Source organism: Staphylococcus sp. 231237_7MaSpsaltlick (assembly GCF_043107035.1).
This window is the reverse complement of sequence record NZ_JBICNX010000003.1, coordinates 249,046-265,209: the sequence shown is the minus strand read 5'-3', so window position 1 is coordinate 265,209 and position 16,164 is coordinate 249,046. Positions and strand designations below refer to the sequence as shown.

Here is a 16,164-nt window from a genome sequence, read left to right as displayed (position 1 = left end):
GGTGCAATTATGGAAAAAGTTAAAATTAATCAACACGTATCTTTCTCTAAACTCATTCAAGGATTTTGGAGGGCGAAAGACTGGAATTGGACGGCGCAAGAATTAAATAGATATATTAACGAATTGCATGATAGAGGAATCACTACAATGGATCATGCCGATATTTATGGCAATTATAGCTGTGAAGGTATCTTTGGAGAGGCGTTAAAGTTGTCACCGCAATTACGTGAACAGTTAGAAATAGTGTCGAAATGTGGCATTGTTTTGCCGACAGACCGCATACCAAATGCAGATGGTCATCGCTATGATCACAGTAGTCAACATATTAAACGTTCAGTTGAACGCTCTCTTCAAGAGCTGAACGTGGAATATTTAGACTCACTACTCATCCATAGGCCATCACCATTAATGGATCCTGAAGAAATTACAGACGCGTTAAAGGTGTTAGTTACGGAAGGTAAGGTCAAGTCCTTTGGTGTGTCGAACTTTAACAAATCTCAATATGATTTAATAAATCGTAGTTTGGTTTGCGACAAACTACATATTACTGTCAATCAATTGGAGGTTTCACCATATACCTTAGATGCGCTTGATGATGGTATTATCAACCATATGTTTAAAGATGATGTTAAAATAATGGCATGGAGTCCTATGGCTGGTGGTAAATTGTTTGATCCGAAAGACGAAAGGTCACAACGCATCATGACTGTCATAACACCATTAACAGAAAAATATAATGTATCTATAAATAGTATTATTGTGGCTTGGTTAAATAAGCATCCTGCATCTATTATGCCAGTATTAGGTACACATAATATTAATAGAATAGATGAAGCAATAGACGGCTTTGGATTAACATTGACGGATCAAGAATGGTTCGACATTTATACGGCATCTTTAGGACATGACATAGCGTAATTTATTTGTAAGAGGAGTAAAAGTAATGAATAACCAAAATGAAACACATCGCAGAAAGCAACTTAAATTTGAACGTAACTTTATTAATATTCCATTTTTAGCATTTGCATTAATTATTGCGATATTAAATCTAAGCTTTCCGGATATAAATATAATGATGACATTATTTGGATTATTTTTCTTATATAATGGCGGCATTTTGTTCGTATCATTTATAAAACATTATAAACGAACTACAATTTTGTCATTAATATTAACCATCTTATCATTAACATTATTCGGTTTATCACTTTATTTATACGCAGCGGCAAACAATTTAATATAATATTTTATATTTTAGCTAGGCTAAGAATAGGGAATTATAATCATAAAATAGATAATACGATTATAGGGGGAAATGAATGGAAGTCTGGATTACACACTTTATGGAGAAATTTGGTTATTGGGGAATCGCGTTTCTAATCTTTTTAGAAAATGTGTTTCCACCAATTCCTTCAGAAATTATATTAACCTTTGGTGGATTTATGACTACGAAATCTGATTTGAGTTTTCTTGGCGTTACTATTACATCAACGATTGGCTCAGTGTTAGGTGCTATTGTATTATATGGTATCGGCGCTTGGATAGGTGAACGAAATCTATATCGTTTTGTTAATCGCTATGGGAAAATATTACGTGTAAAGACCCAAGATTTAGATAAAACAATTGGTTGGTTTGAAAAGTATGGCTATTGGACGATATTTTTCTGTCGTTTTGTACCATTATTAAGAAGTTTGATTTCAATTCCAGCAGGCTTAACAAGAATGAACATGCCATTATTTATTATTTTTACCACGATAGGTACTCTGATTTGGAATATTGTATTAATTTATTTAGGACAAGCTGTCGGTGGTAATTGGCATACGATTGTACATTATATGGATATATATTCACGTATTATCTATATCATTTTAGCTATTCTAATCATTTTCGTTATTTGGAAATGGTTAAAACGTTCTAAAAAGAATAAGTAAAGCTGATAAACCTAGTTAACTAAAATGAATCACTATTTTATTTGTGCTGAGACAATATATTTATTTCTGATGTTATAATAAAGATAATAAATTAATGATTGAAGGGATATTATGGCAAATAGAAAGGTTTCAATTATAGGAGCAGGTAATACAGGAGCAACATTGGCGTTCATTATCGCACAGCAAGAACTTGCAGATGTTGTAATGATTGACCGACCACACAACGAAGGTCAAGTTAAAGGTAAAGCTTTAGACATTTTAGAAAGTAGTCCTGTTTATGGCTTTGATGTTGATGTGAAAGGCTCTATCGATTATGCAGATACTGCAGATTCTGATATCGTGGTAATTACTGCAGGGGTTCCACGAAAGCCTGGAATGAGTAGAGATGACTTAGTTCAAGTAAATGAATCAGTCATGCATGATGTTACAACAAATATTGTTAAATATTCACCTGATTGTACAATCATTGTCTTGACTAATCCGGTTGATGCGATGACATATTCAGTAATAAAGGCATCTGGGTTCCCTAAATCACGAGTGATTGGTCAATCTGGAATCTTAGATACAGCAAGATATCAGACATTTATTGCGGAGGCACTTAATGTATCTGTAAAGGATATTAGAGGATTGGTCTTAGGTGGTCATGGTGACACAATGGTACCTTTAGTAGATTCAACAAATGTCAACGGCATCCCTTTAAGTAAGATGTTGGATAGTGATACAATTAAAAAAATTGTTGAACGTACTAGAAAGGGAGGAGCAGAAATTGTTGAATTATTAGGCAATGGTTCAGCATATTATGCACCTGCTTCAGCAATTTATAGTATGATTGCGGCAATTTTAAAGGATCAAAAGCGATTATTACCAAGTATTGCACTATTAGAAGGTGAATATGGTTTTACTGATATTTGTTTAGGCGTTCCAACTATTTTAGGAGCAAATGGAATTGAACAAGTTGTCGAGTTACAGTTATCAGAAGATGAACAACAACAATTGCAAATTTCAGCTGATTCGGTGACTGAAGTAAAACAATCATTAACAAATAAATAAAAGACTACTATTAATAATAGTTATTTATAAAGCGTTTGGAACATAAATACCCAACATTAAGCCCATCAAAGAACAAAATCTTTGATGGGCTTGTTATTTATATCAATATTCCGTATTGTTATTGCTTGCTTATCTTTTGGGATGGGTCGAGCCTTGCTCTAGACACTCACCCTACGACCTTAGGTGTCTCGTAAACAATACGAAGTTCATATATGTTATTACATTTTAAATAAACAGATATAGACTGCTACATATTCGAAAAAGGTTAAGATATACATATACTTTAGTCTTAACTTGGCTTGTATTGGAACATCCCATTTATGATATCGGCGTTCATAGTAGAAGAGTTGTAAATAAAATAGACCAATACCAAGGGGAAAGCACATTAAGATAATACTTTTTTTGTAACTAAAGCCAATATCATGTAACAAATGACCAATGATAAGTTGAGCGATAATTAATACAATCACTAGGAGTATAATATTAAACGTCATTTGATAGCTCGCACTCCTTTCGCGAATGAAAATAATAAGACTTGTAGCACGACTAATAGTAGAATAAAACCAAATGCATTTATATCAGTGCGTAATACGACCTCTTTAAATATTCGCATCGGTTCATTAATCAGATACACGGAATGTAATCTTAAAAAGCGACCGATAAATATCCCGAATCCATTTAAGAACATCATTATGACAATCAGCACATAATTTAACCATTTGTAATGTGTGAATCGTTCCATTTCTAAAAACATAATAGTTAAGAGGTATAGCGCAAATATGACTGCTGATACAAGAAAAGTAAAATACGCCCATTCAATTAGTATCAAGCCTTGATAAAAATTAAATGAAAATTGATTTAAATGTATTAGGTCTGTAACCATATACAATGTGTTTGGGACCATCAATAAGAAAATAAGTGAAAAAATAATAAAAAGTGGCCATTCAAATTTAAATTTGGGTTTAAATAAATTGAGTAACAAACAAAGCTCAAATGGGACATAGGCTAGAAATAAGTTGAGTGTCATAAATTTATAAAAACTATTAAAGAATATAGATACAATCATTAAAATAAGAAAAACAGTTCTAGCAATATAACGTGCGCGCATATTCACACCTACCTTTTAATTATATTAAATAATAAAGTTTAAAATATTTAACCTCGGGAGTATTGCACGTAATTCCCAGAGATAATAAAAAAATGTAGTTCCACATTTTTGAAATACAAATATACATAATACAAGTTGTAAAAATAAAAATCAATAATTGCTAATTTTTTGCAGTATTAATGTTGAAATATAATTAAGGTTAATGTGCAATCGATTGTGTGATATAAATATGTGGTATAAGTGGTGTAAGTGTTAAAAACACTCAGTATCAAATATCTCATGTAAAGAAGAAAGAGCCTAGGACAATAGTATTGAATGTATTCAGAAAATCGTGTGCAGTAATTAATCTGTATATAGTTCTGCTAAATTCCAAGTTAAATAGCAACATAATTACTGTCGATGATCAAGTACATAACAATACGCTTTGTCATAAGCTCTTGAGTTAATCGATATATGATTTTTTACTATAGATTGAGTAGGTTAAGACCTATTTCATCATTGAATTTTCGGTTAATATCTAAATTTGTCATTGTGATAACAATTTCTGCTGTAGCAGAAACAGTCGCTTTCGATAAGTGACCACTATAAGTTTCATATTTGTTCGTGCCAAACGTCGCATGTAAATGTGCAAACGGTTGATCATCAATATGTGAAATGTTACCTAATAAGCTTGTTAATTCTAAAGGCTCTTGTATCAATTTTTTCTCATAAGTTTTAGTTTCTAGATTATAGAAGTTTAATTCGACTTCAGAACAAGCGCCAATACCGCTCACAGTTCCAAATTTTCCATTTTTGTCACGAGCGATATCCGTTACTGCTTCTACGATATCTTCTCCTTGTTCTAACACAAGTACGATTGTATTATTATCTTCTTGATATACCATTCTCAATCACCGTCCTATCACTCTTTACCCATTATTATATACGGTAATAACGCATATTTCATAATTTACAGTAAAAAATAAAATTCTTCTATTGTGTTTTATAGTCTATATGTTATAGAATGTTCTAATATTATGTTTGCGACAATTATATAGGGAATAGGGTATAAGGTATTTATAGTTTAAAAAATGTGAGTTAATAAAATTTTATCTTAATTAAAAATTATAGTCTTTATTTGTTAAATAGGTTAAACATCTGTGAACTTCAATTTGAAAATGTAAATCGTACTTACTCTATCCAAAGCAATAGAATGGAGGGAGCCATGTGAATAAGCAATTTGTAATTTTATATTTTAATATTTTTCTAGTCTTTTTAGGTATTGGGTTAATTGTACCGGTACTACCAGTTTATCTTAAAGACTTAGGGCTTAATGGTAGTGATCTTGGAGTGCTAGTAGCAGCATTTGCACTTGCTCAAATGGTCATATCGCCTTTTGGAGGGACGTTAGCAGATAAACTTGGTAAAAAGTTAATCATTTGTATTGGATTGGCACTATTTGCGATATCTGAATTTTTATTTGCGGTAAGTCATTCATTTAGTTTGCTAATTATTTCAAGAATATTAGGTGGATTTAGTGCAGGGATGGTTATGCCTGGTGTAACAGGTATGATTGCCGACATTTCACCAGGAAAAGACAAAGCCAAAAATTTTGGATATATGTCTGCAATTATTAACTCTGGATTTATTTTAGGACCAGGGTTAGGTGGATTTTTAGCAGAATTCTCACACAGATTACCATTCTTTGTTGCAGGTGGTAGTGGCTGTTTAGCCTTAGTATTATCTGTGATATTAATTAAAAATCCTAAGAATGAAACGCAAGATGGTTTTACAAAATATCAGCCAGAATTATTGTCTAAAATTAATTGGAAAGTGTTTATAACACCTATTGTTCTAACTTTGGTATTAGCATTTGGTCTATCAGCATTTGAGACATTGTTCCCATTATATACTGCTGATAAAGCACATTATTCACCATTAGATATTTCATTTGCAATTACAGGTGGAGGCATCTTTGGTGCTATCTTCCAAGTATTTTTCTTCGATAAATTCATGAAATACTTTAAAGAATTGACATTTATCACATATGCACTGATATATTCAGCGTTAATTTTACTTGGATTGACTCTAGTGCATAGCTATTGGTCGATTATGATTATCAGTTTTGTTGTATTTATTGGTTTTGACATGATACGTCCAGCAATTACAAATTATTTTTCAAATATTGCAGCAGATCGTCAAGGATTTGCTGGTGGTCTCAACTCAACGTTTACAAGTATGGGGAACTTTATTGGTCCACTTGTAGCTGGAGGACTGTATGATGTAAACTATGAATTTCCATTATATATGGCAGTATTGGTTATGCTATTAGGTATTTTTGTGATTTTTGTAGAAAAGTCTATCAGAAAAAAGTTTAATAAAGCTTAAAACTAAAAATGAACAATTAAACAATATGCTATTTAAATTATAGGCAGAGGATGATTAGGATAACTCAATTCTAATCATTCTCTTTTTTATTAGTTCAATTAATCAATGAGTTCATAGCTGTTTAAACACTGTTTTAATATGGGAGTAAAATGAGAAACCATTGCAGATATAGAGGATATCAATAGCTGAATATTGAATTTAGTGGAGTGAAGTAAACATGACAATTGTATTAAATTGAATCATATTGCGTAATACTATTGTTACAGATATTACATTTGTTTTAAATTGTGGTCTATATAAGTTTTTTGTTAATTTTATGTGCTAATATGTAGAGAAATGTTAAAAGAAATGTGGGTATCTATATAAATGAGTATGAAAAATATAACTTTGGCTTTGTCAGCGATGGTATTAGCTGGGTGCTTAGTCTTGTTGTTATTTTTAGCAACACATCAAAACGCATTAGTTAAAGTGCATGAAAAGATTTCAAGTTATTCAGGTGTTGAAAGTGTGGTTGAAGCTAAAGATAAATCAAAGCAAGCACATAAACAAGATAAAGCGCAGAACGATAAACATGAGGGAATTATTGAAGCATCAATGAAAAAGAATGAAAACGAAAAGCCGCATAACGCCAAGAATTTTGTTCCGATTGCACAGAATTCTACACATAACTTAGAAAATAATGCAGTTGGCAAAGCTAATTTACCTGAATTTAGTAAAGCCTTAGCTATTGCACAAAAAAAGGTGAATAACGATAATCATAGTAATAACCAATATAATGATTATGGTATAGATAGTACCTGTCAAGGTGTATACTATTATATTTTCACCTTTAAAAATGACAAGAATCCAGGATCATATTATAGAGTCACTGTTAATACCCACAGTAATGCAGAAATCTTTGATAAATCATACCGAGTTACAGATAACCCATCACAAAATGCACCATGTATATCACCACAAGAATCTGAAGTCATAGCCCAAAAGTATGCAGCAGATCATTTAGGTGCGAATGCGAGCCTTAAACAAGTTAAGGAAGCTAAAGAGGGCATGTATTATACATTCATAGACTCTAAAACAGAAAATGAATGCAGAGTAGTTATTACTAAGGCGGGAGATGTTATTCAACAACCTGCACTAAAATAAACATCGAAACTGACTATACTACAGTCGCGTATGAATTGATTGTAGTCTAATAGTCAGTTTTTTTAGCGTTATTGATTTTTGAAATAAATTATAATAGGTAAAGTAAGCGATTAGCTAGTTTAATCATAATAAGAGGCGTACAATTGATTTAAAGAGAAGTAGATGAGGTGTATTTAACGTGAAATCCAAAAAAACAAATGCAATGCGGATGCTTGATCGGAATCATATAGACTATAAAGTTAACAACTATCCTGTTACTGAAGCACATATGGACGGTACTCGTGTAGCGCAACTCGTCGGAGTGAGTGTAGATGAGGTATTTAAGACCTTAGTATTAGAAAATGCACAACACGAGCATTTTGTATTTATCATTCCTGTTAATGCAACTTTAAACATGAAACTAGCAGCAAAGTCAGTAAAGGAAAAGAAACTTCATTTAATGCCACTTGATGATTTGAAGCGGGTGACTGGTTATGTGCGAGGTGGTTGTTCGCCAATAGGAATGAAAAAACTTTTCCCAACAGTCATAGATAGTCAGTCTGAACGATTAGACACTGTTTATGTAAGTGGTGGTGAGAGAGGTACCCAAATTCAGATTAAAGTAACAGATTTAATAACGCAAACTAAAGCACAAGTTACCTCAATTATTGAAAGTTAGCTGATTAACATTATATACAATGAAGTTACAGAGATGTATAAACGAGTAAAGTATTTGATCGTTTGTGCATCTTTTTTTGTTGTTTTCGAAATGGATGGGCAAAAAGTGACAAAAAGTTGAAAAATTTCAGAAATAATGATTGTTTTTGATTGTTTTTGATAAAATGTGATTGAAAAAAGAAAGCGGAAACATTATAATATCTTTGAGATGAGGTGAAATGATGATTACGGAAAAGCGCCATGAGTTAATTTTGACTGAACTGTCAAAAAAAGACTTTCTAACGTTACAGGAATTGATTGATAGAACTGAATGTAGTGCTTCAACAATTAGAAGAGATTTATCTAAACTTCAGCAACTAGGTAAACTGAAAAGAGTTCATGGTGGCGCAACACTCAACCAATCATCTCTATTAGAACCTAATTTAGCAGATAAGCGCAGTACCAACCATAGAGAAAAGCAAGAAATAGGAAGATTAGCAGCACAGCAAATTGAAGATAATGATTGTATCTATTTAGATGCTGGTTCGACAACACTGGAAATGATTCCGTATATACAGGCGCAAGATATTATTGTTGTGACAAATGGTTTAACCCATGTTGAAGAGCTGTTAAAGCAAGGTATACGTACATTGATTATTGGTGGAGAAGTGAAATCTACGACATTTGCAACTGTCGGAGTTAGCGCGGTTGAAACACTGGATCGTTATCGCTTTGATAAGGCATTTCTCGGTATGAATGGTATTGATTTGAAATATGGATTGACGACTCCAGATGACCAAGAAGCCATTATTAAGAATAAAGCGATGGGCTTAGCAACACGAAATTTTGTGTTAGTAGACCATTCAAAATTTAACAAAGTGTATTTTGCACATGTGCCACTCTCTGATGAAGTGACATTAGTTACATCTAAGAAAGCAATAGAAGGTACGACGTTTCAATATTTTTCAGAAAAATACAATTTTATCGGGGGAACATTATGATTTACACAGTAACTTTTAACCCTTCTATCGATTATATAATGTTTGCACAAGGTTTCGAACTAGATGGTTTAAACCGTGCTACAGAAACATATAAATTTGCAGGAGGAAAGGGAATTAATGTATCAAGAGTATTAAAGACTTTAGACGTTTCGTCAACAGCATTAGGCTTTGCAGGAGGATTTCCTGGACAGTTTATCGAAGATACATTAGAGCAAGCAGATATTGCAACTCATTTTGTAAAGGTAGACGAGGATACCAGAATCAATGTGAAATTAAAGACTGGGAAAGAAACAGAAATTAATGCACCAGGACCTACTATTACAGAGACTCAATTTTCAGATTTATTACAGCAAATAGAATCAACAACTCCCCAAGACACAGTTATCGTTGCGGGTAGCATTCCGAAAAGTGTACCAGCGGATGCTTATGAACAAATTGCCAAGATTACTAGTGAAACGGGTGCAAAGCTTGTAGTAGATGCTGAGAAAGATTTAGTAGAAAGTGTGTTGAAGTATAATCCGCTATTTATCAAGCCAAACAAAGATGAATTAGAGGTTATGTTTAATACAAAGATTACAACTGATCAACAAGTGATTAAGTATGCACATGAAATTTTAAATAAGGGTGCAGTGTCAGTCATTATTTCACTTGGTGGAGATGGAGCGATTTATGTTGATCGCAAACAAAGCTTTAAAGCTATTGTCCCAAATGGCCAAGTTATTAATACTGTTGGTTCAGGTGATAGCACAGTGGCAGGTATGGTTGCCGGTTTAGAAAATGGATTATCTGTGGGAGAAGCATTTAAACAAGCAGTATCAGCAGGGACTGCAACAGCGTTTAGCGAAGATTTGGCGACGCGTGATGCTATATCAGACATCCAGTCACAAGTTGAAATTAAGACACTAGATGGGAGTGTATAACTATGAGAATTACTGAGTTATTAACAAAAGACACGATAGCGATGGACCTTTCTTCAAACGATAAAAATGGAGTAATTGATGAATTAGTGAATCAATTAAACAAAGCTGGTAAATTAAATGATGATACAGCCTTTAAAGAAGCAATTCATAATAGAGAATCACAAAGCACGACGGGAATTGGGGAAGGAATAGCAATACCGCACGCTAAGGTTGCAGCAGTGGACACACCAGCAATTGCGTTTGGGAAATCTAAAGCAGGTGTCGATTATCAAAGTTTAGATATGCAACCAGCGCATTTATTCTTTATGATTGCAGCACCAGAAGGCGGTGCACAAACGCATTTAGATGCATTAGCAAAATTATCAGGTATCTTAATGGATGAAGATGTTCGAAAGGATTTATTAAACGCATCATCTGAAAAAGAAGTATTGAATATTATTGATAGAGCTGATGATGAGGCAACCGAAGAAGAGGAAGCTTCAGAAGCAGCTGCAGCATCAGCAACAACATCTGCTGATAGCAATGAACCGTATGTATTAGCTGTTACAGCATGTCCGACAGGTATCGCACATACGTATATGGCACGTGATGCATTGAAGAAACAAGCGGAAAAAATGGGCGTCAATATTAAAGTTGAAACAAATGGTTCAGGCGGAATTAAAAACCATCTAACAGCAGAAGATATTGAACGTGCTCAAGGAATTATCGTTGCGGCTGATGTTCATGTTGAAACGGATCGCTTCGATGGTAAAAATGTAATTGAAGTACCAGTTGCTGATGGTATCAAGCGACCTAAAGAGCTAATTGATATGGCTCAAGATACTTCAAGAACGCCATTTGTAGCTAAAGGAAATAGTAGTAAATCAGAAACTTCGAATGAGAAACAAAGTGTCGGTAAGACAATTTATAAACACTTAATGAACGGTGTTTCTAATATGTTACCACTTGTTATTGCTGGTGGTATCTTGATGGCAATCGTCTTTTTATTTGGACCCAATTCATTTGATCCAAAAAGTTCAGAACATAATGCCTTTGCAGAGCAATTATGGAATATCGGTAAGAATAGTGCCTTTGCCTTAATTATTCCAGTATTAGCTGGATATATCGCACGTAGTATTGCTGATAAACCAGGTTTCGCCGCAGGTTTAGTCGGTGGTATGCTAGCAGTTTCTGGTGATTCAGGATTTATTGGCGGTATTTTAGCAGGTTTCTTAGCAGGTTACTTAACACAAGGTATTAAAAAGGTGGTCAGTGGTTTACCACAAGCACTTGAAGGTTTAAAACCAACATTGATTTATCCAGTATTCTCTGTAGCAATTACTGGTTTACTAATGATCTATGTATTAAATCCACCAGCTTCTTGGTTAAATAATTTATTACTTAATGGTTTACAAAGTTTATCAGGCACAAATATTATGTTACTAGGCTTAGTTATTGGTGCAATGATGGCGATTGACATGGGTGGTCCTTTCAATAAGGCAGCATATGTATTCGCAACAGCGGCACTAACTGAAGGTAATGCTGCTCCAATTACAGCAGCAATGATTGGTGGTATGGTTCCTCCAATTGCTATTGCTACAGCAATGTTAATCTTTAAGAAGAAATTTACTAAAGAACAACGAGGTTCTATAGTACCAAACTATGTAATGGGTCTATCATTTATTACAGAGGGCGCAATTCCATTCGCAGCAGCTGACCCTATACGTGTTATTCCATCTATGATGGTTGGTTCAGGTGTTGCAGGTGCGATTGCACTTGGTTTAGGTTCTTCAATTCAAGCGCCACATGGTGGTATCTTCGTTATCGTTGGTACTGACTTTGGTCACGTATTACAATCGTTAATAGCAATTGTTATTGGTTCAATCGTTGCAGCGATTTTATATGGTATCTTGAAGCCTAAACTTGGAAAAGAAGAAATCCGTGCTTCAGAAGCAATGAATGAATAAGATGTGATATATTAAATTAATTCAGTAGAAAGGCGTTGCTAACGTATTTCTACTGAATTTTTTATTTTATATGAAATAAACTTAAGATTATAATATGGTAAATAATTTTGGTAAAATGGGAGAAAAGCGTCAGTGTGTGAAATGAGTAAAATAACGTAAAGAAGGTAGATAGGCATGGCAGAGTATGTAATTGAAAATGGTCGAATTTATACAGAGGATGAAACAATAGAAAAGGGTTATTTAATCATCAAAGCTGGTAAGATTGCCGGTGTAGGTAAAGGTAAATATGAAGGTGAACTGACTACATATGACGCACAAGGTCATCACGTATTACCAGGTTTTATTGATATTCATATTCACGGAGGTTATGGTGAAGATGCAATGGATGCATCTGAAGACGGATTACAACATCTTGCAAAATCGTTATTATCTGAAGGAACAACGAGCTTTTTAGCAACGACAATGACACAATCAGATGATAATATTATGAAAGCTTTGAAAACAATTGTGAGCTATCAAAGTAAACATGATAAATACCAAGCAGCAGACATCGTTGGTATCCATCTAGAAGGGCCATTTATTTCTGAACATAAAGTAGGCGCACAGAATCCAGAATTTGTTCAACGACCTTCGATTGAAAAAGTACGACAGTTTCAAAGCATTGCGAATGGTCAAATTAAAGTGATAACCTTTGCTCCTGAAGTGACTGGAGCCGAAGAAACATTAAATGCATTCCATGACAAAATTAAATTCTCAATAGGTCATACTGTTGCAACGTATGATGAGGTAAATAAAGCCGTATCACAAGGTGCTAAACATGTGACGCACTTATATAATGCTGGCACTGCATTTGAACATAGAGAGCCTGGTGTGTTTGGCGCTGCATGGACGAATGACGCATTGAGTACTGAACTGATTGTTGATGGTATTCATTCGCATCCTGCTGCTGTAAAGATTGCCTTTAAACAAAAAGGTAATGAGCAATTTTTCTTAATTACTGATGCTATGAGAGCTAAAGGAATGCCAGATGGTGAATATGATTTAGGTGGTCAAAATGTGCATGTACAAGGTGCTGAGGCAAGATTAGCCTCAGGAGCTTTAGCTGGCAGTATTTTAAAAATGAATGAAGGCCTAAATAATTTATTGAAATATACAGGCGAACCACTTGAGAAAGTTTGGCGTGTCACAAGTCTCAATCAAGCAATAGCATTAAATATTGATCATCAAAAAGGTAGCTTATCTGTGGGAAAAGATGCAGATATAGTTATTTTAGATGACGATCAACAAGTTTGTGCAACGATTAAAGAAGGTGAAATACACCAATTTGTTAAAAGATTATTTTAAAAGATAAAATAAAAAGAAAAATTAGAAAGTTGACTCAAACAAATTTTTGCGTTTAAATGTCTAGTTGAACAAATAAAATTTTGTAGTATAAATTAGATTGCAAGATTACATTATGATAAAATAAAGGAAATGCGTATTTTTAGGGAGGTGTTACAATGGGAAGGATTTAGTAATTAATTTAATAGTAGTACCAGATAAACAATTTTATGAACGGTCACCTATTGTGACACGAAATTTTGGAGGTGAATCCCTAGAAATAGGGAACTAATTGGAAACTGTGACCATAATGAACTTAGTTATATTTTTTCTTTTAATAGCATTGACGACGGTATTCGTCGGATCGGAGTTTGCACTTGTTAAAGTAAGAACGACAAGAATAGAACAACTTGCGTCAGAGGGCAATGGTAGCGCTCGAGTCGTGAAGAAGATGATTAAGAATTTAGACTATTATTTATCAGCATGTCAGTTAGGTATAACTGTTACATCTTTAGGACTTGGGTGGCTTGGTGAGCCGACATTTGATAAATTATTGCATCCATTGTTTGAATTGATTCACTTACCAGAGGCTTTGACTACAACCATTTCATTTATCGTAGCATTTATTGTAGTGACATATTTACATGTGGTACTTGGTGAATTGGCGCCTAAGACTTTGGCCATTCAATATACGGAGAAACTAGCTTTAATCTATGCTAGACCATTGTATTACTTTGGAACAGTAATGAAACCATTAATTTGGTTAATGAATGGATCAGCGAGAATGATTATTCGATTGTTTGGAGTTGATCCAGACGCTAATAACGATGCAATGTCTGAAGAAGAAATTAAAATCATAATAAACAACAGTTATAATGGCGGAGAAATTAATCAAACTGAGTTAGCTTATATGCAAAATATCTTCTCATTTGATGAACGCCACGCAAAGGATATCATGGTACCACGTACACAAATGATAACGTTAAATGAACCGTTTAATGTCGATGAATTATTAGAGACGATTAAAGAACATCAATTTACACGTTATCCTATTACTGAAGATGGCGATAAAGACCATGTGAAAGGCTTCGTTAATGTTAAAGAATTTTTAACAGAATATGCATCTGGTAAGCCAATTAAAGTAAGTAATTATATCCATGATTTACCAATGATTTCTGAAACAACACGTATCAGTGATGCTTTAATTCGTATGCAACGTGAGCATGTACATATGAGTCTTATTATTGATGAATATGGTGGTACAGCAGGTATTTTAACAATGGAAGATATATTAGAAGAAATTGTTGGTGAGATCCGAGACGAATTTGATGATGATGAAGTGAACGATGTAGTTAAATTAGCCGACAATAAATATCAAATTAATGGTCGAGTATTACTTGATGATTTAAATGATCAATTTGGTATTGAATTTGTTGATTCGGATGATATTGATACAATTGGTGGATGGTTACAAGCACACAATACCAATTTACAACAGAATGATTATGTCGATACTGAATATGATCGTTGGGTTATTTCAGAAATTGATAATCATCAAATCATTAGTGTTATATTAAAATATGAATTTAATGAAACACGTCCAACACCAGAGGATGAAGAAGACGAAGAAGAAAAAGATTAATTTTTGATTCTGAACTTGTCATAATTAATTAACCAGTTGAGCCTATGTAAAGGCTTAGCTGGTTTTTTTATGAGTTGATATTAGGTTTAAAATCAATTATAAGCGCTGTTAGTATATTTTTATGGCAGTGTATATTAAAATGTAATGAACAATGATTTAAGTTATCGAAAGGGGATTTGCATCATGATTGAAGACGTTTATTATTTAAATAATAGTTACCCAATGCCTAAGGTTGGTCTCGGTGTATATAAAATTACAGAAGAAGAAATGGAGACATCTATTGAAGCGGCATTAGCAGCTGGTTATAGAGCATTTGATACTGCATATTTTTATAAAAATGAAATTGCACTTGGTAATGCACTCAAACATTCAGATATACCTCGCGAAGATTTATTTATTACTTCAAAATTATGGAATGATTATCAAGGTTATGATAAAACAATCGAATATTTTACCAAGTCTATTGAAAACCTTGGCACAGATTACTTAGATTTATTCCTTATTCATTGGCCATGTGAAGAAAATGATTTATTTATTGAAAGCTATAAAGCAATGGAAAAATTGTATGAAGAAGGTTGGGTACGTGCGATTGGTGTTTGCAACTTCAAACAACACCATTTGGAAAGGTTGATGGAAGAGACAGATGTGGTACCAGCAGTTAATCAAATTGAAGTACATCCTTACTTTAACCAACAAGAGTTGCAAGATTTTTGTGACAAGCATGATATAGCAGTAACCGCATGGATGCCGTTGATGAGAAATCAAGGGCTACTAGATAATCCAATAATTACTGATATTGCGAAACGATATGATAAGACACCAGCACAAATTGTGTTACGTTGGCACCTTGCACATAATAGACTCATTATTCCTAAATCTAAAACACCAGACCGCATTAGAGAAAATATTGATATTTTTGATTTTAATTTGGAATTAACAGATATTGCTCAAATTGATAATTTAAATGTGAATGAAAGACAAGGTAAAGATCCTGATAAAGTAGCGATAGGCACTTTAAAATAACAGATTGGCAAATATAAGATATAACAAATGGAATAGGGGCTAAATCTCCATTTGCAAAATAAGAGAGTTATTCCGTA

Annotated in this window: 16 protein-coding genes; 13 read left to right on the top strand and 3 right to left on the bottom strand. The window is 33.5% G+C overall.

The window, feature by feature from the left end:
• Positions 1-9 precede the first annotated feature (9 nt).
• The 4 genes from ACF91D_RS07355 (at position 10) to mdh (ending at position 2,981) form a co-directional block, all read left to right on the top strand.
• Positions 10-918 (top strand): aldo/keto reductase, encoded by a 909-nt coding sequence (locus ACF91D_RS07355; protein ID WP_107527767.1) that lies wholly within the window; start codon positions 10-12, stop codon positions 916-918.
• A 25-nt stretch (positions 919-943) separates the two neighbouring features.
• Positions 944-1,243 (top strand): hypothetical protein, encoded by a 300-nt coding sequence (locus ACF91D_RS07350; protein ID WP_042738164.1) that lies wholly within the window; start codon positions 944-946, stop codon positions 1,241-1,243.
• A gap of 76 nt (positions 1,244-1,319) precedes the next feature.
• A complete protein-coding gene (locus ACF91D_RS07345) occupies positions 1,320-1,931 on the top strand; it encodes a DedA family protein (RefSeq protein ID WP_042738165.1) in 612 nt (203 codons plus the stop codon).
• Positions 1,932-2,042: 111 nt separating this feature from the next.
• Positions 2,043-2,981 carry a malate dehydrogenase gene (mdh, locus tag ACF91D_RS07340; RefSeq protein WP_042738166.1) on the top strand — a complete coding sequence of 313 codons (939 nt, stop codon included), beginning with the start codon at positions 2,043-2,045 and terminating at the stop codon, positions 2,979-2,981.
• A gap of 218 nt (positions 2,982-3,199) precedes the next feature.
• On the opposite strand, the gene ACF91D_RS07335 is transcribed toward mdh, so the two are convergent.
• The 3 genes from ACF91D_RS07335 to ACF91D_RS07325 all read right to left on the bottom strand — a co-directional run bounded on the left by ACF91D_RS07335 (position 3,200) and on the right by ACF91D_RS07325 (position 4,973).
• Positions 3,200-3,475: a hypothetical protein gene (locus ACF91D_RS07335; RefSeq protein WP_042738167.1), complete on the bottom strand. Its 276-nt coding sequence runs from the start codon at positions 3,473-3,475 to the stop codon at positions 3,200-3,202.
• Positions 3,472-4,089 (bottom strand): DUF1361 domain-containing protein, encoded by a 618-nt coding sequence (locus tag ACF91D_RS07330; RefSeq protein WP_042738168.1) that lies wholly within the window; start codon positions 4,087-4,089, stop codon positions 3,472-3,474. Before ACF91D_RS07330 ends, ACF91D_RS07335 begins: the two co-directional genes overlap by 4 nt.
• A gap of 464 nt (positions 4,090-4,553) precedes the next feature.
• Positions 4,554-4,973, bottom strand: a complete 420-nt coding sequence (locus ACF91D_RS07325; RefSeq protein ID WP_042738169.1) for a PPC domain-containing DNA-binding protein — start codon at positions 4,971-4,973, stop codon at positions 4,554-4,556.
• Positions 4,974-5,295: 322 nt separating this feature from the next.
• On the opposite strand from ACF91D_RS07325, the gene norA reads away from it, so the two are divergent.
• From norA to ACF91D_RS07280, 9 genes are all read left to right on the top strand, one after another.
• A complete protein-coding gene (gene norA, locus ACF91D_RS07320) occupies positions 5,296-6,456 on the top strand; it encodes a multidrug efflux MFS transporter NorA (protein WP_042738170.1) in 1,161 nt (386 codons plus the stop codon).
• Positions 6,457-6,822: 366 nt separating this feature from the next.
• Positions 6,823-7,599 carry a hypothetical protein gene (locus ACF91D_RS07315; protein WP_319633835.1) on the top strand — a complete coding sequence of 259 codons (777 nt, stop codon included), beginning with the start codon at positions 6,823-6,825 and terminating at the stop codon, positions 7,597-7,599.
• 202 nt (positions 7,600-7,801) lie between these two features.
• On the top strand, positions 7,802-8,257 hold the full coding sequence (gene ybaK / locus ACF91D_RS07310; protein ID WP_107527389.1) for a Cys-tRNA(Pro) deacylase: 456 nt from the start codon (positions 7,802-7,804) through the stop codon (positions 8,255-8,257).
• Between the two features lie 217 nt (positions 8,258-8,474).
• Positions 8,475-9,236, top strand: a complete 762-nt coding sequence (locus ACF91D_RS07305) for a DeoR/GlpR family DNA-binding transcription regulator (RefSeq protein ID WP_229366984.1) — start codon at positions 8,475-8,477, stop codon at positions 9,234-9,236.
• A complete protein-coding gene (pfkB, locus tag ACF91D_RS07300; protein WP_107527388.1) occupies positions 9,233-10,156 on the top strand; it encodes a 1-phosphofructokinase in 924 nt (307 codons plus the stop codon). Before ACF91D_RS07305 ends, pfkB begins: the two co-directional genes overlap by 4 nt.
• A 2-nt stretch (positions 10,157-10,158) precedes the next feature.
• A complete protein-coding gene (locus tag ACF91D_RS07295; RefSeq protein ID WP_107527387.1) occupies positions 10,159-12,102 on the top strand; it encodes a PTS fructose transporter subunit IIABC in 1,944 nt (647 codons plus the stop codon).
• 174 nt (positions 12,103-12,276) lie between these two features.
• Positions 12,277-13,446 carry an N-acetylglucosamine-6-phosphate deacetylase gene (gene nagA, locus ACF91D_RS07290; RefSeq protein WP_107589967.1) on the top strand — a complete coding sequence of 390 codons (1,170 nt, stop codon included), beginning with the start codon at positions 12,277-12,279 and terminating at the stop codon, positions 13,444-13,446.
• Between the two features lie 268 nt (positions 13,447-13,714).
• Positions 13,715-15,064 (top strand): hemolysin family protein, encoded by a 1,350-nt coding sequence (locus ACF91D_RS07285; RefSeq protein WP_042738176.1) that lies wholly within the window; start codon positions 13,715-13,717, stop codon positions 15,062-15,064.
• 183 nt (positions 15,065-15,247) lie between these two features.
• Positions 15,248-16,087, top strand: a complete 840-nt coding sequence (locus tag ACF91D_RS07280) for an aldo/keto reductase (protein WP_107512572.1) — start codon at positions 15,248-15,250, stop codon at positions 16,085-16,087.
• The last annotated feature ends 77 nt before the right edge of the window (positions 16,088-16,164 follow it).